Source organism: Pseudomonas sp. A1230, assembly GCF_044218825.1.
Lineage (GTDB): Bacteria > Pseudomonadota > Gammaproteobacteria > Pseudomonadales > Pseudomonadaceae > Aquipseudomonas > Aquipseudomonas iridis.
Map to the genome: position 1 here is coordinate 1,745,028 of NZ_CP162582.1, position 21,415 is coordinate 1,766,442.

Sequence of the window (21,415 nt, forward strand, 5' to 3'; positions counted from 1 at the left end):
CATGGCCAAGTTCAAGATTGCTCAAAACCCGACGTTCAAAGCCGACGTGGATATTCCGCGCGTCGGCGGCACCACGATCAAAGTGCCGTTTGAGTTCAAGTACCGAGATCGTAAGGAGCTGGCAATGCTGTTCGCAGGCTGGCAGGAAAGCGCGAAGGAAGACCAAGAGCGCTTCAAGGCCAAGGGGGACGAACTCACTTTGATCGAGATCACCGACTCTCACGTCGAGCGGCAGATCGAGCAGGTCACCCAATTGGTCATGGGCTGGGGCTTTGAAGACAAATTGAGCCCCGAATCGATTCGCGCCCTGGTGGAAACCTCGGCCGGCGCCGGTGACGCGATTGTGGATGCTTACCAAAAGGCATTCTCGGCGGCCCGACTGGGAAACTGACAAGGGTCGCCCGCCTGATGTACGAGCCTGGTCCGTCTGAGGCGGATCTGGCGGCGTTCGGCTTGTCCCCCTCAGACATACCCGAGGAAGAGTGCGAAGTGCTGGCTGAGAACTGGCCGGCCTTCGTGCTCTTCAACGCGATGTCCACTCAGTGGCGCACCGGCATGGGCGGTGCTACCGGCCTTGATTACACAGCTCTTCGAGACGTCTCCGACTTTGTCGGCACCTCCAGAAAACAACTCAGAGAGATTTTCCCAGACCTTCAAGCAATGGAGGTCGAGGCCCTGCTCGTCATGAGCGAATCGAAGTAATGGAGCACTCATGTCGGGCACAATCGCGCAATTAGGTATCGAGGTAAATTCGGGCGATGCCGTCCAGGCCGCAACAGATCTGGATCGCCTGACTCAGGCTGGCGCCAAGGCCGAAAAAGCCGCTGATGGTGTAGCGGCAAGTTTTGACAAAGCGGCAACCGCATCCACCGGTCTGGCCACCGCCGAGGGCAAACTGGTCGAGTCCACCGACGATGCAATGAAACGTCTAACGGCGATGGCGAAAGCCTCGTTGGAGTCGAGCGAGTACTACCAGCGGCTGACTACCAGCGTCGGTTCTAGTGCATCGGCAATGGATGCGTCGGGTTCATCGGTCAGCAGTCTCGCGGCACTCAAGCGGCGCTTGCAGGCGGAATCGGATGCACTGGTCGGCTCTACGGATAAAGAGGCTGAGGCGGCGAAGAGGGCAGCCGCTGCAACTGGCGTTCAGGCCGAAGGTCTTCAAGCGCTGCTCGGCAAGATTAATCCCGCAATTGCCGCACTCGATAAGCTGGACCAGCAGCAGGCCCAGCTTCAGAAGTACAAAGCGGCGGGGCTGATTGATGCCGACACCTTCCGCGAATACTCGACACGCATCGACGCTTCCAGGCAGAAACTGGGAGACTTCGACGAAGGTCTTCGCAAAGCCGGTGTCAGCTCGAAACAAACTGAAGCCGCACTGCGTCAGCTTCCAGCGCAATTCACGGACATCTTCACCAGCCTGGCTGGTGGGCAAAATCCGTTGCTGGTTCTGCTTCAGCAGGGTGGGCAGATCAAGGATTCTTTCGGTGGCGTGGGCGCCACGTTCGATGCCCTCGGAGCAAAGATCAAATCCCTGGTCACCGGCGGTGCAGGGGCGGCAGTGCTGGGCGAGTCACTGGCCGGCATAGCCGTCAATGCCAAGGACATGGCCGAAAATACCGGTAAAGCAGGTGAAAGCCTGTCTGGCCTGGCTGAAGGTGCCAACACGGCAGCCGACGCGACAAAAAATGCCAAGGAGGCCGCAGCGGCACTGAAAGCCGCAACTCCGCCTTTGGGTGTTGGGCTGGGTGTCGTTCTCGCTGGAGCCGTCGCTGCAGCTGCGGCCATTGCGGCGCTTGGCTTCGCGTACAAGCAGGGCAGTGCGGAGTCCACTGCGTACACAACCGCACTGGCGATGACCGGCAATACGGCCGGAACAACGGCCTCGCAGCTCAGCGTCATGGCCAAGTCCGTGTCCGAGTCAAACGGGACAATCAATGAGGCAGCGGCAAGCCTGGCTCTGCTCGCAGGCTCGACGAGAATCCCTGTCACCTCGTTCGAGATGATCGCTACCGCCGCGGCGAACTTTGAGGATGCTACTGATAAAGCAGCATCAGAAACCGTCGCCAACTTCGAGAAGATCGCCAAAGACCCAGTTAAGGCAGTTCTTGCCCTGAACGAGTCGATGAACTTCCTGACAGTCAGCACGTATGAGCAGATCACTTCGCTTGAGCGCCAAGGCAGAACCCAAGAAGCTGCGACCGTTGCGAGCAAGGCTTATGCGGACTCTCTGAACACCGTTTCCGCGAACGTGAAAGCGAATCTCGGCGTTATCGAGGCTGCCTGGAAGGACGTCGCGGATGGCGCCAAAGGTGCTTGGGACGCGATGCTCAATGTCGGTCGGGAGAAATCCTTCGCCGACAAAATGTCAGACCTTGAGAGGCGCATAGCCGACTTCAAAACGCAGGGTGAAAGCATTGGCGGCAGCTACGGGGCGTCTCTTGCGGCCAACGGCGTGGCAAAGCTTGAAGCCGAGAAGACCCAGCTCCTGATTGAAAAGGGAGAGGAGGATCGCCGGGCGGCCGCTAAAGGGTTTGCTCAGCAGCAGGAAAAGAAAGCGGTTGCAGCGGCAGAGCACATCGGCAAAGTCCGCGAGGGCTTCCAGAGCAACGAGCAGAAGCGAGATAAGGAGATTCTCGATTACCGCAAAAGCGTCGAGGAACTCAGGAAGCGAAATGCGGCCAGCCCCTTGCTTGACGAGAAGCTCGTTGCGAAAGATATCCAGAACATCAAGGACAAATACAAAGACCCCAAGGCTGCTTCTGCCGGCGCCGTCGACCTCACCGGTTACAACACCGCGCAGAACGCTCTCAAGGAAATCCAAGCCGAATACGCGAACACCCAGAAACAACTGGATGCTGCGCAGAAGGCCGGGCTGATCTCGCAGCAGGAATATCTGCTCAAGCGCGAGGCGCTGATCGGCAACGAGCGGGACGAGGTCACTGCCGCATATGAGACAGAGATTGCAGCGCTCGAAGCCGCCAAGTCGAAGGCCAGCACCACGGCCGAGCAGCGCATTCAGCTCGACCAAAAGATCGCCGACGCGCGCACCGACATGGTAAAGGCGCAGAAGGCGGCGGACAGCGAGCTGGACGTGCTGGCAACGAATGAGTTGGGACGACTGAAGAAGCAGGAGCAGGCCGTTCAGACTTACACCAGCGCATTGCAGAAGCAAGTCGAAACCTTGCGTGAGCAGGGAAAGCGCGCGGCTGCGGGACTTGGCCAAGGTGATCGGGAGCGCGGTTTAACCGATCAGCAAAACGCTATCGACGACCGCTTCAATCAGCAAAAGCTGGATCTGGCCAACCAGTACGGCGACGGCTCGCGCGGCATGAGCCTCGACGAGTACACACAGAAACTGGCCGCGCTGAAAAACACGCAGCAGGATCTGCACGATACCGTTCAGGCCAACTATGACGAGATGACTACCGCCCAAGGCGACTGGAGCGCCGGCGCGTCGTCGGCGTGGCAGAACTACCTGGAGTCAGCGCGTGATGTTGCCGGGCAGACCAAAAGCCTATTCACCAACGCCTTCAGCTCCATGGAAGACGCGGTCGTCAACTTTGCAATCACCGGCAAGGGATCGTTTTCGGATTTCACCAAGTCGATCTTGGCGGACATGGCGCGCATCGCGACCCGTCAGGCCAGTTCGGCGCTGCTGAGCAGTCTGGTCGGAGCGGGTGCGAGCTACTTCGGCGGAGCCGCGGCCGCTTCGTCAACAGGCTCAACCGCTGCGGGTTATAGCGGTGATCTGTCTGGTTTCACTCCGGGCAGTATTCAAGCGGACGGTGGCGCGTGGTCGGGTGGCGTTCAAATGTTCGCCAATGGCGCTGCATTCACCAACTCCGTTGTGAGCAAGCCGACAGCGTTCGGTATGGCTGGCGGGCAGACCGGCGTCATGGGCGAGGCAGGGCCGGAGGCGATCATGCCTCTGACCCGTACTGCCGGTGGCCAGCTGGGTGTGCGCGCAATCAGTGGCGGCGGGAGTGGTGGCGGCAACGTCTACAACTTCCCCGTCGCAGTGACGGTGCAAACCCAAGGTGGCGGCGCGGCCAGCACGGAAGACACCTCGCAGTTGGGCAAGGGCATTCAACAGGCGGCGAAAACCGAAGCTGAAACCGCAATTGCCCGAGCGCTTCAGCCAGGCGGTTCTATCTGGCGTCTTACAAATGGGAGGGGCTGATGGCCATCGAAAAATTTACTTGGCCGACTCAGCATGGTGATTCGCCCGAGATTTCCTATCGGGTACGCACCTCGCAGTTTGGCGGCGGCTACAAACAGGAAGTTGGCGACGGGCCGAACAACAAGGAAGACGCGTACCCGATCACCTACAGCGGCCCTCAAGCCAAGGTACTGGAGATCATGGCGTTCCTTGATCGGCACGCCGGCGCGAAAGCCTTCCTTTGGACGACTCCCTTGGGCCAGCTTGGCCTGTTCACGTGCAAGAACCCCGTGCCCACTCCGGTGGGCGGTGGGGTTTTCAAACTTACCGCCACGTTCGAGCGTGCATTCCATCCATAAGGGGCAATCATGCCGCTGATCAGTGACATCCAGGTGCTTGAGCCTGGCAGCGAAGTGCTGCTCTTTGAATTGGACGGCACAGACTACGGCGCGGATGTTCTGCGCTTCCACGGACACGCAATTCCGCACACGCCGGCCGAGTTGATTGCCGCCGGCGGCAATGCCGACCAACTGCCGGCGAAGGCGATCTACTGGCAGGGCAACGAGTACAGCGCCTGGCCCATGCAGATCGACGGCATTGAGGCAAACGGCGACGGCACAGCGGTCCGGCCAACTCTGTCGGTGGGCAACGTGAATGGGCGTATCACCGCGCTCTGTCTGGCGTTCGAGGACTTGCTCGAGTTCAAGCTGACGATGCGGCACACGCTCGGCAGCTACCTCGACGCCGCGAACTTCCCCGCCGGCAATCCGACGGCAGACCCAACTCAAGAAACGATTGAGGTCTGGTACATCGACCAGAAGACGAATGAGGACGGGGAGACAGTCAGTTGGGAGTTGGCGAGCCCGGGCGACGTCGGCAATGAATCAATCGGGCGGCAGGCCACAACCCTTTGCCATTGGTGCCTAACCGGCGGATATCGCGGGCCGAACTGCGGCTACACCGGACCGTACGTCACGAAGGACGGCGTCATCACTGACAACCCTGAACTGGACGAGTGCGATGCCACGCTCGGCAAGGGCTGCATACCGCGTTTCGGCGAAGGAAACCCGCTGCCGTTTGGTGGCTTCCCAGCTGTATCCCTGATCGCACGGAGCTGACATGCGAAAGCACATCTTGAGCGCTATCCAGGCGCACGCGGCAGCCGAATACCCGAAAGAGTGTTGCGGGCTTTTGGTGGCGATCGGTCGCAAGCAACAGTACTTCCCCTGCATTAATGTCTCCAGCGAGCCGAACGCAGAGTTCCGAATCGATCCTGAGCAGTACGCGGCGGCCGAAGACGTTGGCGAAGTGATCGGCGTGGTGCATTCGCATCCAGACGCTACCAGCAGGCCGTCACCGCGTGACCTCGCCATGTGCGAAGCCACCGCGATGCCTTGGCACATACTCAGTTGGCCGGAGGGCGATCTGAGAACTGTCATGCCATCTGGCGACGTTCCGCTGCTGAAGCGCCCGTTCGTGCACGGCGCCTGGGACTGCTGGCAGGTCTGCGCCGATTGGTATAAGCGCGAGTGGGGGCTGGAGTTCGAAGCCTTCAAGCGCGCCGACGGCTGGTGGGAGAGCAAGGACGATACCAGCCTGTACGAGGCGAACTACGAGGCCGCTGGCTTCTACCGCGTGGACCAGCCGCAACGCGGCGACATGATTGTGATGGAAGTGGGTCGCACCGTTTACCCGAATCATGCCGGCATCTTCCTCGGCAACGATCCAGCGCTGCCTAGCGAGGATGCGGCGACGTTCGGACCCGGGCCGTTTCTACTGCACCATCTGTACGGCAGGCCGTCCGAAGTAATCGTGTTCGGTGGGCCGTGGTTGGACAAATCCAGATTAGTTTTGAGACACCGGAACGCTCTATGATTGCATACGTCTCTCTACATCAAGTCATTTAATCTCGAACTGTATTTGTTAAGTATGTATGTGCTGCGTGTTAATTACGACTTTTCCATAGTTGAAATGGAAGGCTAAGTATTCGCATTAAAATACTCGTTGCTCGCTGTGCTTTCAATATTCTGGCTCGCGGTTTAAGTTGGGTTAAGCAATCTCTGAAAGCGCTGCTTCCTAGACTCGGAGCGAAGCCTTTTCCTGAAGCCAGCTCTTCAGGGTGTTTTAATGTTAGTCTCGCAAACTCTTCTGCAAAGGGCAGCGCATGTTTTGAAAGATATTCGCTTAAATAGTCCTCGTGTACGACATCAATAGCCCACAGACGATCTTTCTGCCAATCATCAGAGTCACCTTCATACTCATGGCGAGCAACACGAACCCATGGAGTTAATTTTGCTGTTGAATTTGGGTTTTTTGAGTTGACGAGTACCATTGGCGCGTTTACTACCGCAATTGGAATAGTCAGGCCTGCCGAAAAATACTGATATGTCGAACGGGGAGATCTTGAATGTTCGAAGTGGGATGCAGCCTTTATTAAAGGCAAAACGATACCATTGTAGGACTCTTCTCCGGATAGCTCTAATGATTTTCCTTGGCGTCTGGTACACTTGCTAAGCGTGCTAGATATAGGTGCGTCAGAAATGAATTTGTGCTTATCTAGCCCTAACGCCGTTAACGTTGATATGGTCCAAGTAGACGGATCGTCATCAGTTATTAACTCAATGCTATCCGATTTTAAACCTGCAATCGTTGGGAAGTATTCTAAAAGGGGTGGGTGGTTTGATTCGAAAAAAACGAAAGGAAGTTCTGACTGCTTGCACTCGATTAACAGATTTAAAATTGGTGTGACTTTTGGCTGGGGTTGGTGAATGTCAATAAGTCTTTTACTGGCTAGAATATCTAATGATCGTAGTGCATGACTATCTCGATCCTTGTATGACCATTCTTCTTGTATGTAAAACTCTGAGCTGAGAGTCTCAGTCACACGTGTTTGCAGTGGGTAGCCTGATTTAGCTATCGCCTCAAGTACGTCTGATTCATCTACACCTGCTGCAAGACAGTTACGTTCTGGGTTTCCTACTGAAGAATGCATAAATTAATTTTCCTTAATCAAATGTGATGAGGCTGGGACAGCATATCGTCATTAACCGCCTCGTGCCTCACCTAACAAGGCTCCGAGAAGATTAAGAGTTTTGCGTCTATCCGCCTCAGTAAGCCAAAAAGCTGTTAAGAGTGCAGCCATTCTAACAATCATCGGAACTGAGGTTGCAGTGTCAAGAGGGCGCGGTGTTAGAGTTGACGATTTGCAAAGGAATGACCTGCATGAAATTGATCGTAGGAGCGTTGGCGGTAGCGCTGTTGGCGGGGTGCGCGACGTCTCCAGTTCCGTCCAGTGAAGCCGACCCGGTCCCATCGTCAAGATTGTTTGCGTTTCAAACCCCGGCGCTTGGTGATTCGGTACTCGTTGTCACCCGGGACAGGGGCTTTGTTGGCGGCGGCTGCGATACGACGGTGAGCATCGACGGTCGCCGGGCAGCAGAAATCGCCTCAGGCGAGACCGCGAAATTCCGCGTTGCTCCAGGTGAACACATTTTATCTGCGTCATCCTGCGGGAGCGGCCTGAAAGAAAGGGAAACGAACACCAAGGCCGGCAGCACCAAGAAATTCAGGATATCCATAGACTCAGCGATGAGCATGGACTTATCACCCACCATGCAATGACAGAAGCCGCCTCCGGGCGGTTTTTTATGTCCGGAGAAAAAGCCTTGGCAGCCACGCTCAGCAATAACCCAGCCATGACCACCATTCTTCTTTCTGGCCCGCTCATCAAGCTGTTCGGCCGTGCTCACTATCGTGAGCTTGGCAGCAGATCCGTGGGCGAGGCCTTCAAGGCGCTCAAGTGCACCCTGGAAGGATTTGAGGCGGCGATCAAGGACCTTGAACGAAAGGGGATGCGTTTCGCGATTTTCAGGAATAGGAAAAACGTAGCTGAAAAAGATTTGGGCCTCGGCGGAACCCAAGAGATTCGAATCGTCCCGGTCATTTCTGGCAGCAAGCGGGCAGGCCTTCTTCAAACAATTATTGGTGCGGTTCTGGTCGTGGCCGGCTCGTACTTTGGGCAGCCCTGGGCCGTGCAATTGGGCGCTGGACTGGTAGCTGGTGGCGTCATTCAGATGCTCAGCCCTCAAGCTAAAGGTTTGAAGCAAAGCGCATCCCCTGAAAATGCCCCGTCCTACGCCTTCGGAAGCGCCAAGAACACCACGGCCAGCGGCAACCCCGTACCGATCTGCATCGGCGAGCGCCGGTGGGGCGGGATGATCATCTCGGCCTCGATTCTGGCCGAAGACAAATTGTGATCCATTGACAAGTTGACCCATTGTCGGTACTTTTCAGGCAGTGTGGACATTTTAGTAAGTAGGGCGCCTAAAGGCGCTTTTTTTGTGTCCGAAATATGCCCGTCCGAAGTCGTTCGGACCTGTTGCAACCGGAATCCCGCAAACCTTATACGTCCCAGAAATACAGTTATTGGCGTTTGAGATCGAAAATTCTCATCAGCGCCGAGACAAAAAATAGTCGGGAAACCGACACCCTGAACCGGAAATGATCAACAGGTCATCCGGGCAGTGAATGAGCCTCGGAAGCGCTTCTGCGCACCGGGGTTTTTTTGTGCCCAAGAATCCCTAAAGGGATACCCGTGCAGGCTAGGTTCGCTACCGAAAAGGGTCGGTTTCGCTCCGCCTACGCCCCTGCTTGCACAACTTTCCCAGGCGGAAGGAGCTCACAATGAACAACGTCATCCCATTTCATTACGAAGGCCAGGCTGTTCGTTTTAATAGCGAGGGCTGGATCAACGCGACGGATGTTGCGAAGCGCTACGGAAAGCGACCAATCGATTGGCTCAAGCAGGATGAGACCAAGCAGTACTTGAATGCCTTGGCCGATGCGCTTAATTGTGATCCTGGATCACTTTTAGAAACACGTCGCGGTCGATACCAGAGCGGTACTTGGCTTCATCCGAAATTGGCTGTCTCGTTCGCACGCTGGCTTGATTTGAAATTCGCCGTTTGGTGTGACCTTCATATAGATGCTCTGTTGCGCGGTGAACTGGATGAAAAGCAACAGTTTGATCGGGCATGCAAGATTCTGGGGGACGCACAAGCGGTAGCCAGTTTTAGCGGAAAAGAACTCGCAAAATTCAGATGGAAAAAGCCGGAGCTAGTTCACCAAGTTGAATACTGGCGAGATCAGCTACAGCTCACTCTGGGACTTGACGCTGCGTAGCGCTGGCCAACGAAACCGGATACCCGCCATGAGCGGGTTTTTTTATGCCTGGAGGAAAGCATGGGCGCAGCGGCACAGATCGATATCCACGGCGAGAAGGGCGGCAGCAGTAAGCCGAAGTCGCCGGTCGAAGCGAGCGACAGCCTGCGCTCGACCAACCTGGCGAAACTGCTGATCGCCGTGGGCGAGGGCGAGTTCGACGCGGTACCGACCGAATACGACATTTACCTGGACAACACGCCGATCCGCGATGCCAGCGGCAACTACAACTTCCCGAACGTGAAGTGGGATTGGCGCCCGGGATCGGTGGATCAGACATACATCCCCGGCATTCCATCTGTCGAGAACGAGACATCGCTGAACGTTGAGCTGCGCAGCGATTCGCCGTGGGTGCGCTCTATTACGAACACGCAGCTTTCGGCCGTGCGCATGCGTTTGGCTTGGCCTGCGCTTCAGCGCTCCGATGATCAGGGCAATGTCGGCGGCTACCGGATCGAATACGCAATCGACGTGGCCACTGATGGCGGCGCCTATCAGCAGGTGCTGTTGCATGCAGTCGACGGCAAGACCACCACGCGCTACGAGCGCTCGCGCCGCATCGATCTACCGGACGCCACCACCGGGAGGCAGATCCGCGTGCGCCGGCTCACGCCGAACCAGAACACCAACAAGATCGCCGACACGATGCTGGTGGCCGGTTACACAGAGGTCATCGACGCCAAGCTGCGCTATCCGAACACCGCGCTGCTTTACATCGAGTTCGACGCCGAGCAGTTCACCAACATCCCGGCGGTGACCGTGAAGTGCAAGGCGCGCCGCTGGATGGTGCCGAGCAACTACGACCCGATCCTGCGCACCTATATCGGGACATGGGACGGCTCGATGAAATCGGCCTGGACCAATAACCCGGCGTGGATCACCTACGGGGTGTGCACCGAAGACCGTTTCGGCCTGGGTAAGCGAATCAAGCCGTTCATGGTCGACAAGTGGGAGCTGTACCGCATTGCCCAGTATTGCGATCAGATGGTGCCGAACGGACTGGGCGGCCAGGAACCGCGCTTTCTCTGCGACATGAACCTGCAAGGAAAGGCCGACGCCTGGTCGCTGTTGCGTGATATCTCAGCGATTTACCGCGGCATGACTTACTGGGCGCAGGGCCAGCTGGTAATGCAGGCAGACATGCCGCGCGCGCAGGACTTCGATTATGTGTTTACTCGGTCGAACGTGATTGACGGAAAATTCTCTTACGGCAGCGCCTCGGCGAAGACTCGTTACACACGGGCGCTGGTCAGCTACGACAACCCGGCAAACAACTACGACACCGACGTCATCCCGTTCGCCGACCTGGATCTGCAACGCCGCTACGGCGACCGGCCGACCGAGCTGAGCGCCATTGGATGCACCCGCGCATCCGAGGCCCAGCGCCGTGGCAAGTGGGCAATTCTCAGCAACAACCAAGACCGGACTGTGTCGTTCAAGACCGGCATGGAGGGCGTGATTCCGCTGCCTGGCCACATCATCCCGGTGGCCGATTCGCTGCTCGCTGGTCGTGAAGTCGGTGGCCGGATCTCGGCGGTGGCGGGGCGGGTGGTCACGCTTGATCGCGACACCCAGGCCAAGGCCGGCGACCGACTGATCATCAACCTGCCGGGCGGCCGCGCCGAAGGTCGGACCGTGCAGAGCGTAAACGGCCGCGCCGTGACCGTCACGGTTGCCTATAGCGAACCGCCGGTGGCGCAGTTGCAATGGGCGCTTGATGCCGACGATCTGGCCATTCCGCTGTACCGAGTGCTGCGCACCAAGCGCACCACTGAGGGAGACTACGAAATCAGCGCGCTGCAGTTCGAGCCGAGCAAGTTTGCCTTTATCGACACTGGTGCACGCCTGGAAGAACGCCCGATCAGCGTGATCCCGATCACCGTCGTTCCGGCGCCGGCGAGCGTTTCGCTTTCGTCGACTTCATCGGTTGTGCAGGGTCTGGCCGTGGCCACTATGACCATCAGTTGGCCCGCCGTGGATGGTGCGGTCGGCTATGACGTGGAATGGCGCAAGGACAGCGGCAACTGGATCAAGCTGCAGCGCACCGGTATGACCAACGTGGACGTGGTCGGCATTTATGCCGGTGCCTACGTGGCCCGGGTTCGTGCGGTGAGCGCGTTCGACATCACGTCGCCGTGGCGCAACTCGATCCTGACCAATCTCAGCGGTAAGCAGGGGGTGCCGCCGGCGCTGGCGTACCTGACCGCAACACCGTTGCTGTTCGGTATCTACCTGAAGTGGGGTTTCCCTGCTGGCGCCGAGGATAGTCAGCGCACGGAGATCTGGTACGGGCCGACGACCTCGCTGGAGGCCGCGACCAAGCTGACCGATCTGGCCTATCCGCAGAGTGACTTCTCCATGCTGGGGCTGTCTGCAGGCGTGACCTTCTACTTCTGGGGTCGCATCGTCGACAAGATCGGCAATATCGGGCCGTGGTACCCGATCGGCTTGGGCGTACAGGGTCAGTCCAGCTCGAATGCTGGAGACATTCTCGCAATGATTGCCGGTCAGATTACCGAGACGGAGCTAGGTGAGGATCTGCTGGCAGAGATCGAGAAGATTCCAGGCCTGCAGGCGCAGATCGATGCGCTCGACGGGCTGAAGGGCTATGAGCCAGAGCAGACCTATCTCAAGGGCCTGATGATCGTTGTTGACGGTAGGGTCTATCAGGCTGCGAAGGCGGTACCGGTGGAGACGCCGCCACCGAATCCGACATATTGGATCGACGTCGGACAGTCGGTGGAGACAGCCAATGGCTTGGCTCAGCAGGTTGCAACGAACACCGCCGAGATAATCGAACTCGACGGCGCGGTCGCCGCCCAGGCTACAGCCACACAAACCCTGCGCGCGGCATATCGCGAGGATGATGGAAGCGGTGATCTGGCGGATTTAATGAATGGCTGGAACAGCACAGTAGCGATTGCTACCGAAAGCAAAGTCAGGGCTTCTGAAAACGAAGCGATGGCCCAGCGCATCACTACTTTTGATGCTCAGATCGGAGCGAACGCGGCGAACATCACCGAGCTTGAACAGGTGGTTGCCACAAACGAGTCGGTGACCGCGACGAAGATCGACCAGTTGAATGTTTCCGTCGGGCAGAACTCGGCGGCCATTCAGCAAACATCGAACGCCTACGCGGACACGGCCGGCAAGCTGAACACGATGTGGTCAGTGAAAATGCAGGTCACGGCGAATGGGCAGTACGTCGCGGCGGGTATTGGTCTCGGCATTGAAAACACCGGGGCAGGCTTGCAGAGCCAGTTCCTGGTCAGTGCTGATCGTTTCGCCATCGTCAACACCATTGCCGGCGGCGCGATTGCGGTGCCGTTTGCGGTGCAGGGCGGGCAGGTGTTCATGAACTCGGCGTTCATTCAGGACGGCACGATCACCAACGCCAAGATCGGGAGCTACATCAGTTCGACCAACTACATCGCCGGCCAGCAAGGCTGGATCCTGAACAAAGACGGCACACTCGAAATTAACGGCATCGTTCCCGGCCAAGGGCGTCTGGTGATCAACTCACTGAACGTCTCGGTCTACGACGCCAACAATGTGCTGCGCGTTCGTCTCGGCTATCTGGGGTAATCAATGGCACATGGAATGCGGATCTGGGGCGCCGACGGAGCGCTCCAGGTCGATGAGAACTCGTTCACCATTCGGGTTGTGCTTTCAACGTTGGTGACGTTCACCGGCGGGAAGTCCAATCAGGACTTCTCGGTGCCGGGAGTAGGACCCGCGAACGGCTCCGCCATTGTCGTTCCTGTCGGCACCTACACGGACCAGCAACAGCAGTTTGAAACCGAACTCGTCGAGAACGTCGCCCGGGTCTACAACCACACCAGAGGCTATGCCGCGAGCTATGTCGCGACGGGGACGATGCGACTGATCGTAATGAGGTTCAATTAATGGTCTTTGGACTCGAGTTCACCAATAACAGCAATGTCGTCACCATCGACTCGGAGTTTGCCAGGCTGATGGTAATTGCCAGCGGCCGATACGCGCCGACGGAAGAAGGGGGTATGGGGTCCACGACCTACTTCGCCAGACCGGTGACATCACAGGAGCCACCGCTCGTATTCGTGAGGCCCGACACCGTGGCTGGGATCGCCGGGTTGAGCAACATGAGGTTGATCGGCTCGGCGGGCAACTGGACCGGTTTCTATGTCCGGGCTTACAGCACCGCCACTGCACAGCCAAACGGTCGCTACTTTGTTGCGGCTTTTGCAGCGCAGGCCGTGGCTCAATACGGCATGCGGCTCTGGGATGGCGCAGGCAAAATGCTTTTCGACTCAGGAACACCCAACGCCACCTTCACGCGTGCTTTCCAAAACTGGACTTACGTGAAATACGACCTGACCGATCAGGGGTTGTACCGAAACTACTACTCGGTGCCGTTCAACTTCCCGCTAAACGAATTCATGCTGATCAACAATTTCGGAATGAAGATGGTTTCCGGAGGCAACATGCCTCGGCAGCTTTACTGCACCTGGGATTTTTCTAACGGCACGCTCTACGCCGTAACTGTCGCTGCCAATAACCCGTTCAACTTTTTCCTCCCGGCTGTTTTCGCAAAACAAGCCGCTTAATCTCATAGGATGCAACCATGCCCTGGCACAGATTGGGAACGGTTTCGGTTACCCAAAATTCGAATGTCGTCACCGGTGTAAACACTGCTTTTGCTGCGAATACCCGGGTCGGTGACGCCTTTGTCGGCCCGGACGGGCGCCAATACGAGCTATCGAACGTCGCGAGCGATACCGTTATCTCGATCAATCCGCCTTATCTGGGGGCGACAGCCTCCGGCGCGACTTACGCAGTGATGCCAGTTCAGGGTTATCCGAAGGGCCTTGTCGACGAGGTTCGGAGTTGGAATAACAGCTACGGCCAAAAAATGGCCGCGCTCGGCACCACTGGTAATTACGACATATTGCCCGTAAACAAGGGTGGCACTGGCGGAAATACCCAGGCTACAGCTAGAACTGAGCTAGGGCTTGGAACTTCTGCAACAGCACAGCTTGTCGCATCTCTTACGGACTCAAGCCCCGGTCGCGTACTACTCACAGGATATGGTGGTCTTGGATATCGCGATAACGCACCATTTGTTGGATTGAATCAATCACCATTAAACTATAGAACTGGTGGTGTTTATTATGGCCAGTTTGTAAATCCTCAATTTGGAACATCGACTGGCCATCTAATGACTAATGCTGGTACTGATGCAAACACCGGTTCTCAATTGTTTATACAGACATCAGGTGCATTATTCGCTCGCGCTATGGTCGGTGGTGTTTGGGGTAGCTGGCGACTTATGTATGACACGCTTAACACTTCGCGAGCATCCGATGGGACACTTAAAGGTATTTAATTATGAATAATAGAGCGGCGGTTAATATCATAGGCGAAACTGGTGAAATTTACGATTTTGTAAGCTTGGTGAGTAATAGTGTGGTTCAATCGAAAAGAGTTTCAAAGGGTGTTTATAATGTTTATGGTTCTTTAGGTTTGGTTCCATTTCCACCAATCAATGTCGGTTGGGGTTATACGATAAACCAAATAGATAGTAAGGCTGATGTCGAAATAAAATTTGAAGATAATATTCTTAGAGTTGCTGTTACAAAAGATAATAAGCCATATGATCTTTTGCATATGATTACTTTGCACATTCTGGTGCCGGATTCTGCGCCGGTGGAGCTGCTGCCAGTACAAGAAGAGCCGCTATCATCCGAGGGCGAATCCCCTCCTGATGAGTGATTGTCGAAGCGTAGATAGCCCGCCATCGAGCGGGTATTTTTTTGCCTGGAGACAAGTGATGCCTATAACTGAAAAAGATCGCGACGTCCGTGCTCGCACACTATGGGGCGAGGCGCGCGGCGAAGGAGCGGCCTTGCAAGTGGCGGTGCTGGCATGCCTGGGTTTTTAATAAACTGGTGGTGAACACATGGTCAACTATGCAGTTGTAGACTTGGCAACTGGCGTCGTTGATGGCGTGGTTGTTTGGGATGGAAACGAAAGTTCTGGATGGAGTCCGCCTGAAGGTACTATCGCTGTAGAGTCTGATTCAGCGCAGCCAGGATGGAGCTACGCTGATGGTGTTTTCACTGCACCACCGCAGATCCGGTTATCCCAGCAACTCCCGCAGAAAACATTAGTGCCAACCAGATGCAGTAGAATTGGTTGCTTAGCCAGGCGTCTCAAAAGATGGCACCTGCCCTTGTTTCTCTGCAGCTTGGCGACGCTACTGATGATGAGACGGTAATTGCCCTAGCATGGCAGGCTCTACTACCGGTCAATGCAATTGGTTGATCTTAGCGTCGCCGACCCCGCTTGGCCTTCGCCTCCGGCCTGAGCTACTTTGCCCTTTCTGTTTTAGCTGACCCGAATGTTTTTGGTGAATTTCGTAATATACGATTTCTCACAGAGTCCCTCATGGGTTCTACCAAATTGTCAGCTGTCCTTGAAATAGCATATGAGATCAGTATCACCGGCAGCACAGATGCTGCGAACAAAGACCATCCTCTATGCTGCCCATCTAAAAACAGACTGCTAATTATGAAAGCAACAACCCAGTGGGTTAAGAATACTGGGTAAGCAAGATCGCCAAGAATTTTGCCTGATCTCTTAAGTTGGCCGTCGAAAGCCGATGTTGTAAGCGGTGCCACCATAAAGACAAGGAGTAAAAGGTTTGTGTAGAAAAACAAGTTAAAGTGTTCGCCTCCAAGCCCTGATACTTGTCCGCTCACTATGAGGTTGATAATCCATAGTGTTGTTGAAGTGAAGAAGAATTGTCTTATGACGCTAGTAGGAAAGCTCGAAATTTTATCGTTAAAGTAATAGATACATGCGCCAATTGAAAATGGAAGTATCGCTGCGTAGAAAGGGAAGTACCTAGCCGACCACTCTTGACCAAGGGCTAGGCTGGCAACGTGGTATGTCGCCGCCGAGCCAACACTGATTAGTGCCGTCCGTTTGCTTCTTGCGATAAAGAGCCATAATAGAAAATAGCATACAAGCTCAACCGCTACAGACCATGCTGGCGGGACTATTCGAAAATAGGCGTCGTAGAACTCAAACGGAAATATTGCGATATTTCCTGCAATGTCTTGCAGCCTGTCGCGAGCATACCAAACGACATGGAAAGCCTCGGCATTAGGCAGTAAGTAAAATGCAATCAAAGTTACGAAAACCACAAGATAGTAAACGGGAAATAAACGAAGGAAGCGATTTAAAGCAAAGCTTTTGAAGTCGAATTTGTAGGTTTTATTTAGGACTGCTGTCATTAAATAGCCTGAAACTATGTAAAAGCCGAATACCGCAAATACCCCAAGGTGCGAAACTGATTTGACCGTCTCGGTTAGGTGGGCGACAACCACAAAGATAGCGAGAATGAACCGTAATGTGCCAAACATCGTATGGCAATTCCTTCTGAATATTGTTTTTCAGGTATTTGAAATAGACGTAGCGCGAGTATATCGCTTCTTCTGGAGATTCCCATGTCAATCACACCGCAGCAGTTACTGCAGATCCTCCCGAACGCCCGCAGCCAAGCGGGCGTTTTTGCACCAGTCCTCAGCACGGCAATGCAGCGGTACCAGATCGTCGGCACCAAACGCGCCGCTGCCTTCATTGCTCAGATTGGGCATGAGTCTGGCCAGCTACGTTACGTCCGCGAGATTTGGGGGCCAACCGCCGCCCAACGCAGGTATGAGGGACGCGAAGATTTGGGCAACACCGTGGCCGGTGATGGCAGGAAGTATTGTGGGCGCGGCCTAATCCAGATTACCGGACGGGCAAACTACGCCAAATGCGGCGAGGCGCTCGGGCTTGACCTAATCACCCATCCCGAATTGCTCGAACTGCCGCAGCACGCCGCGATGTCGGCGGCGTGGTTCTGGAAACAGAATGGGCTGAACGACTTGGCTGATCGGGATCAGTTCAACACCATAACCCGGCGTATCAACGGTGGGTTGAACGGCTTAGCTGATCGCCTGGAACTTTGGGAGAAGGCACAGGCGGTGTTGGCGTGACCGCCCCATGGAGGTTGATTGGCTTGCTGGCACTCTTGCTCGCCGGATTCGCCAGCGCCTGGCAGTTTCAGGACTGGCGCTACGGCCAGCGTTTGGCCGAGCAGGCGCGGCTGAACGCTGAAGCCTTCAACCAACTGACCCAGGCCGCCGCCACCGCACAGCAGGCCCAGCAGGACAAGCGTCTGGCGCTCGAGCAGGAGCTTGCGGCCAGCGATAAAACCCACTTCGAGAAAATGACCAATGCGCAAAAAGACCAGGCTCGCCTGCGTGATCGCCTTGCCACTGCTGATCTGCGGCTGTCAGTCCTCATCGACGCAACCGACGTTGTCAAAGGCTGCAACATGCCACCCACCTCCGGCTCCGGCGGCGTGGATCATGCAGCCGTACGCGCCCGACTTGACCCGGCGCATGCTCAACGAATTATTGCCATCGCCGACACCGGCGACCGGGGATTAATTGCGCTTCAAGCCTGCCAGGATTACGTACGCACGCTGAGTGATGGCTCGGCACCATTGTTGCGAAGTGGGCATCCGTAAACCATCATTCAGATTCGGATTGGATGATTGATGGACATGGACAAGCAGCTGATTGGCTACTCAATTGTGATGACGATTATCTGGGTTTCAGTCGTTCTTTCTGTCATGTATTGGATGTCGTAGTGAAGGTAATAGGTGGCTGACGTGGAAGGCGTGGTGCTGAGCGAGAAGATGCAACGAAAAGCCGATCGGCTGTTGGCGCAAATTGTCCGGGCAGACTCGATGATCATCGCTGTGAAGGCGGGGGCACGGGCGGATGGCTTCGTACTTGGACTGGAAACCGGCGGGGCTTTGCGCGCCGGTGATTCTGAACGCTTGTACATCATTTTCGAAGCCGCTTTGGTGGAACGCCTGAAAACTCTGTCGTGGGGTTAAATCAATTAACTGGCATGATCAAGCACGTCCTTCAGCGCAGACCCGCAGGCGCCGACTTCGTCACAAAACCGTTTCCAGCGCACATCTGGCAATCTTCGCGTGCACCAAAGCGGTCGAGACAAGCTGGGCAGATGCAGAAGGCTGCCGACTCGATATGAGGTCGTATCTTTTCAAAGGCATGAAGATCCCGTTCCTCTTGCGCAACCTGAGCGGCGTCTACCAGAGCCCGATAGGCGTCAGAGTCAGAGAGAGGGCGGTGGGCAATCCCGGCAATCATTCGCTCGGTCTCGATCAACTGATACCGACGCCCGTTCATTTCCAGAACCAGGCCTGAAATCCGCCCAATTTTTCGGGAAAGCCCTAAGGTCAGCCTTACCCCGTCCGTGTCGGAATAAACCTTCCCGTCATAAGCGAAGGAGGCACCGCGAGGCTCATCACTTGCGAAGTTGAATATCGAGCGGCTGATAGTACCAAGCAGCTTTTCGTTGTCGAACTGCACAACGTCATAGGTCGAGGCTCCGCGGTATTGGCTGGGCGAATTCTGCAGCTCCTCGACGGCGTGCCAATACGCGGCGTCTGCCATTTCGTTCATGTCGAACTGCTCAAGCTTGTTGATCAGGCCCTCATCGCGGAGCGTGGCTGCCATCCCGTAGAGGGTTTCCCGGTGGCCCTCCGGGTTTTGCATGCGGAAGTCTTGGTCATCGAGAGTTGCGCGCCATTGCTGGAGCCTCAGAGTTTTGGCCTGGTCGAAATTCATGACAGGGGTTCACTGTACAAATGCTGTATGCATGTACAGTAATCGAGGTTCGGCCGTAGAGCGAGCAAGAAGCGACGAGCTGCGATTAAAGGGCCAGAAGCAGACGTTCAAAAAGCTGAACGATCAGGTTCTCATGTAATGAAATCATCCAGCTGTCGTACCATCGGCACATCAACAAAACGGGGGTTGATATGGGAAATGGTCAGGGCAAACGAGTCGTTGTCATTGGTGCAGGCATCGTTGGCGCGTCATTGGCGTATCACTTGGCAGGTAAAGGCGCGAATGTCACTTTGGTAGAAGCTGAAAATATAGCTTCGGGAGTGACTGGCAGCTCATTCGCTTGGCTCAATGCCTCACGCTCTGAACCCGACCCAATCGCGCAACTGCGCGGTTGTGCCATCAAGGAGTACCGCCAACTCGAAACGCAGCTGCCAGGTCTGGAGATAAGATGGACAGGCGCCTTGTCTTCCAGCGTGATGGCGATTGGAGCGCTGCCAATCTCAGGTCACCAAGCTTCGGCAAACATGGTATCTCGATCGCAGATTCTCGACTTGGAACCAAATCTCAAGAACCCTCCCCAGTCTGCTCTGTATGCGGCTGAAGAAGGAGCGCTGGACGCAGTGGCAGCTACGCATGCGTTGATCGCAGGTGCCCAGGCTTATGGGGCGAAGATTCTCACTCAGACGCGAGTGCTCGGTTTTGTAACCCAGAGTGCAACGGTGACTGGAGTCGAAACAACAATAGGCATCCTCGATGCCGATATTGTCGTACTGGCAGCCGGGACAGCAATCACGAAGCTGGCAGACATGCTTGGAGTGTCCCTGCCAATAGAGGCATCTCCTGCCATTTTCATCCGTTACAAGTCACAACCCAACCTCGTGCATACCCTCATCTCCAGCCCTGAAATGGAAGTGAGGCAAAGTTCGGATGGTACGTTGCTGGCAGCAGAGGATTACCTGGACGACGCCGTGGACAATCAGCCGGCAGCGATAGCGCTTCGAACTGCCAAGACGATCCAGAACGAACTCCATGGTGTTGTTTCCATAGATCTGGAACGGGCTTGTGTCGGACTCAGGCCCATGCCTGCCGATGGCATCCCCATCATCGGTTATCTACCCAAAGTGGGTGGCGTCTACGTTTGCGCAATGCATCCTGGAATTACTTTGGCGGCGGCAGTGGTACGTCTGGCCAGCGAGGAGATCATCGATGACAAGGTGTCCAGTGCCCTTTGCCCATGCCGGCCCGATCGATTTTTGCAAGCGTAGGGGGTTTCCCTTGTAAGGCAGCAATCGGCCACTGTGTCCACTTCAACCGGACGTCGCTGCTTATGGCCTGCTGTGACCATAGTTAGCTTATTTCTAAGCGCTTGACGATTAAGAGCGAAACAATCCGCATTCTCGGGCGCTAAATAACGGAAGACCAATAACTTACGGCCGAAAAAGAAAATGGCTTTTAGCCATCACCCTTTAATAGCCAATAACTCTAAAGAATTGGAGGCACTTTTCTATATCGGATCTATTCTCGTAACGCGCAATGGAAGTATGGATATCTTGCGCACCAACTCATGCCATAAACTATTAAAGGACTACCCCATGGAAAGCTTCGCTATTGCGGCATCACAAATTAACTGGAATGGCGGTCAACGGATCACTTTAAATGCAGGTGATACGGCCACTTGCACGACGTTGCGTCCGGGGCAGATTTACGGAATTTTCATTTATAATTCCGCCGGCAGCGATAACAATGCAGCCGTAAATGTTGTATGGAGCAATAGCCAGCCTCCTGCAACCATCACTGTCCCCGGCACCACCGCCAATGCCGGCTTGGCATCGCTGGGATTCGTTTCCGGCACTGACACTCAGACAATCTCAGTTTCGTTGCCTAGTAACAGCGGCATTGCACAGGTTGAGGTGTGGTTGGGCAGTACCAGCATGCCAACGAATACGAGCGGACTAAACAACAACTCGTTGCAGGCTAACGGGGAGCAGTACCCGTTTAACAAATATAATCGCTACTATTCCGTGCCGCCTTCGAAATGGATGAATCTGACAATTGTTAGCAAAATCACACAGTTCATTTCGTGCCAGTTCCGCGAGGCCGCTGCAACCGTATTTGTTGTGAATGAAACTTCAAATGGCTTACTGGTCGGGCAAGTCACTAACATTGGACCTACTGCTTCGGAAAAAGGGGCAGTGACCATTGTTGCCACTCAGATTCAAAACATCAGTAATAACTTGCAGGGCGACGGTACTCAATGGGTCTGGATGGATGCAGATAGCCAGCAAGACTCAACGAGCGCCAGCATCTCATTACAATCCCTATAATCTATAGCAGACGAAGA

The 21,415-nt window shown here is 55.5% G+C and carries 22 protein-coding genes and 1 pseudogene; 20 read left to right on the forward strand and 3 right to left on the reverse strand.

Annotation, left to right across the window (positions count from 1 at the left end; translation table 11 throughout):
* Position 1: 1 nt before the first annotated feature.
* Genes AB4P97_RS08395 through AB4P97_RS08420 form a run of 6 tightly spaced genes read left to right on the forward strand, consistent with a single transcriptional unit; the run spans position 2 to position 6,037 of the window.
* Entirely contained in the window at positions 2 to 391 is a 390-nt protein-coding gene (locus AB4P97_RS08395; RefSeq protein ID WP_395602430.1) for a phage tail assembly chaperone, read from the forward strand.
* 17 nt (positions 392 to 408) lie between these two features.
* The gene (locus AB4P97_RS08400; RefSeq protein ID WP_395602431.1) at positions 409 to 702 is read left to right on the forward strand and encodes a DUF1799 domain-containing protein; all 294 of its coding nucleotides are present in this window, start codon (positions 409 to 411) and stop codon (positions 700 to 702) included.
* Positions 703 to 712: 10 nt separating this feature from the next.
* Entirely contained in the window at positions 713 to 4,183 is a 3,471-nt protein-coding gene (locus AB4P97_RS08405; protein ID WP_395602432.1) for a phage tail tape measure protein, read from the forward strand.
* A complete protein-coding gene (locus tag AB4P97_RS08410; protein ID WP_016774017.1) occupies positions 4,183 to 4,521 on the forward strand; it encodes a phage tail protein in 339 nt (112 codons plus the stop codon). The genes AB4P97_RS08405 and AB4P97_RS08410 overlap by 1 nt, the downstream gene beginning before the upstream one ends.
* 9 nt (positions 4,522 to 4,530) lie before the next feature.
* Complete coding sequence (locus AB4P97_RS08415; protein ID WP_395602433.1) at positions 4,531 to 5,280, forward strand: phage minor tail protein L; 750 nt, start codon at positions 4,531 to 4,533, stop codon at positions 5,278 to 5,280.
* A 1-nt stretch (position 5,281) separates the two neighbouring features.
* Complete coding sequence (locus tag AB4P97_RS08420) at positions 5,282 to 6,037, forward strand: C40 family peptidase (protein ID WP_395602434.1); 756 nt, start codon at positions 5,282 to 5,284, stop codon at positions 6,035 to 6,037.
* Positions 6,038 to 6,107: 70 nt separating this feature from the next.
* On the opposite strand, the gene AB4P97_RS08425 is transcribed toward AB4P97_RS08420, so the two are convergent.
* Positions 6,108 to 7,154: a hypothetical protein gene (locus AB4P97_RS08425; RefSeq protein WP_395602435.1), complete on the reverse strand. Its 1,047-nt coding sequence runs from the start codon at positions 7,152 to 7,154 to the stop codon at positions 6,108 to 6,110.
* 230 nt (positions 7,155 to 7,384) lie between these two features.
* Between AB4P97_RS08425 and AB4P97_RS08430 the strand changes: the two genes are divergently transcribed.
* The 9 genes and pseudogenes from AB4P97_RS08430 to AB4P97_RS08470 form a co-directional block, all read left to right on the forward strand.
* On the forward strand, positions 7,385 to 7,783 hold the full coding sequence (locus tag AB4P97_RS08430; RefSeq protein WP_395602436.1) for a hypothetical protein: 399 nt from the start codon (positions 7,385 to 7,387) through the stop codon (positions 7,781 to 7,783).
* Positions 7,784 to 7,809: 26 nt separating this feature from the next.
* Positions 7,810 to 8,418 (forward strand): tail assembly protein, encoded by a 609-nt coding sequence (locus AB4P97_RS08435; RefSeq protein ID WP_395602437.1) that lies wholly within the window; start codon positions 7,810 to 7,812, stop codon positions 8,416 to 8,418.
* A 427-nt stretch (positions 8,419 to 8,845) separates the two neighbouring features.
* Positions 8,846 to 9,343 carry a KilA-N domain-containing protein gene (locus tag AB4P97_RS08440; protein ID WP_395602438.1) on the forward strand — a complete coding sequence of 166 codons (498 nt, stop codon included), beginning with the start codon at positions 8,846 to 8,848 and terminating at the stop codon, positions 9,341 to 9,343.
* A 60-nt stretch (positions 9,344 to 9,403) separates the two neighbouring features.
* Positions 9,404 to 12,967: a host specificity protein J gene (locus AB4P97_RS08445; RefSeq protein WP_395602439.1), complete on the forward strand. Its 3,564-nt coding sequence runs from the start codon at positions 9,404 to 9,406 to the stop codon at positions 12,965 to 12,967.
* Positions 12,968 to 12,982: 15 nt separating this feature from the next.
* The gene (locus tag AB4P97_RS08450) at positions 12,983 to 13,288 is read left to right on the forward strand and encodes a hypothetical protein (protein WP_395602921.1); all 306 of its coding nucleotides are present in this window, start codon (positions 12,983 to 12,985) and stop codon (positions 13,286 to 13,288) included.
* Positions 13,288 to 13,968 carry a hypothetical protein gene (locus tag AB4P97_RS08455; RefSeq protein WP_047301281.1) on the forward strand — a complete coding sequence of 227 codons (681 nt, stop codon included), beginning with the start codon at positions 13,288 to 13,290 and terminating at the stop codon, positions 13,966 to 13,968. Before AB4P97_RS08450 ends, AB4P97_RS08455 begins: the two co-directional genes overlap by 1 nt.
* A 17-nt stretch (positions 13,969 to 13,985) precedes the next feature.
* Positions 13,986 to 14,747 (forward strand): hypothetical protein, encoded by a 762-nt coding sequence (locus tag AB4P97_RS08460; protein WP_395602440.1) that lies wholly within the window; start codon positions 13,986 to 13,988, stop codon positions 14,745 to 14,747.
* 2 nt (positions 14,748 to 14,749) lie between these two features.
* Positions 14,750 to 15,133, forward strand: a complete 384-nt coding sequence (locus tag AB4P97_RS08465; RefSeq protein ID WP_395602441.1) for a hypothetical protein — start codon at positions 14,750 to 14,752, stop codon at positions 15,131 to 15,133.
* Between the two features lie 58 nt (positions 15,134 to 15,191).
* Positions 15,192 to 15,281: pseudogene (locus tag AB4P97_RS08470) on the forward strand (cell wall hydrolase); the annotation flags it as partial.
* Between the two features lie 448 nt (positions 15,282 to 15,729).
* Here the strand turns inward: AB4P97_RS08470 and AB4P97_RS08475 are convergent.
* A complete protein-coding gene (locus AB4P97_RS08475; protein ID WP_395602442.1) occupies positions 15,730 to 16,788 on the reverse strand; it encodes an acyltransferase family protein in 1,059 nt (352 codons plus the stop codon).
* Between the two features lie 84 nt (positions 16,789 to 16,872).
* Here AB4P97_RS08475 and AB4P97_RS08480 point away from each other — a divergent pair, with 84 nt between their 5' ends.
* The 3 genes from AB4P97_RS08480 (at position 16,873) to AB4P97_RS08490 (ending at position 18,317) form a co-directional block, all read left to right on the forward strand.
* Complete coding sequence (locus AB4P97_RS08480) at positions 16,873 to 17,406, forward strand: glycoside hydrolase family 19 protein (protein ID WP_115146942.1); 534 nt, start codon at positions 16,873 to 16,875, stop codon at positions 17,404 to 17,406.
* Complete coding sequence (locus tag AB4P97_RS08485; protein WP_395602443.1) at positions 17,403 to 17,942, forward strand: lysis system i-spanin subunit Rz; 540 nt, start codon at positions 17,403 to 17,405, stop codon at positions 17,940 to 17,942. The genes AB4P97_RS08480 and AB4P97_RS08485 overlap by 4 nt, the downstream gene beginning before the upstream one ends.
* A gap of 144 nt (positions 17,943 to 18,086) precedes the next feature.
* Positions 18,087 to 18,317 carry a hypothetical protein gene (locus AB4P97_RS08490; protein ID WP_395602922.1) on the forward strand — a complete coding sequence of 77 codons (231 nt, stop codon included), beginning with the start codon at positions 18,087 to 18,089 and terminating at the stop codon, positions 18,315 to 18,317.
* Between the two features lie 31 nt (positions 18,318 to 18,348).
* Here AB4P97_RS08490 and AB4P97_RS08495 read toward each other — a convergent pair whose 3' ends face one another.
* On the reverse strand, positions 18,349 to 19,074 hold the full coding sequence (locus AB4P97_RS08495; protein WP_200617215.1) for a hypothetical protein: 726 nt from the start codon (positions 19,072 to 19,074) through the stop codon (positions 18,349 to 18,351).
* Between the two features lie 191 nt (positions 19,075 to 19,265).
* On the opposite strand from AB4P97_RS08495, the gene AB4P97_RS08500 reads away from it, so the two are divergent.
* Both AB4P97_RS08500 and AB4P97_RS08505 read left to right on the forward strand, forming a co-directional pair.
* On the forward strand, positions 19,266 to 20,339 hold the full coding sequence (locus tag AB4P97_RS08500) for an NAD(P)/FAD-dependent oxidoreductase (protein ID WP_395602444.1): 1,074 nt from the start codon (positions 19,266 to 19,268) through the stop codon (positions 20,337 to 20,339).
* Positions 20,340 to 20,666: 327 nt separating this feature from the next.
* Positions 20,667 to 21,398 (forward strand): hypothetical protein, encoded by a 732-nt coding sequence (locus AB4P97_RS08505; protein ID WP_100847995.1) that lies wholly within the window; start codon positions 20,667 to 20,669, stop codon positions 21,396 to 21,398.
* Positions 21,399 to 21,415: the final 17 nt, after the last annotated feature.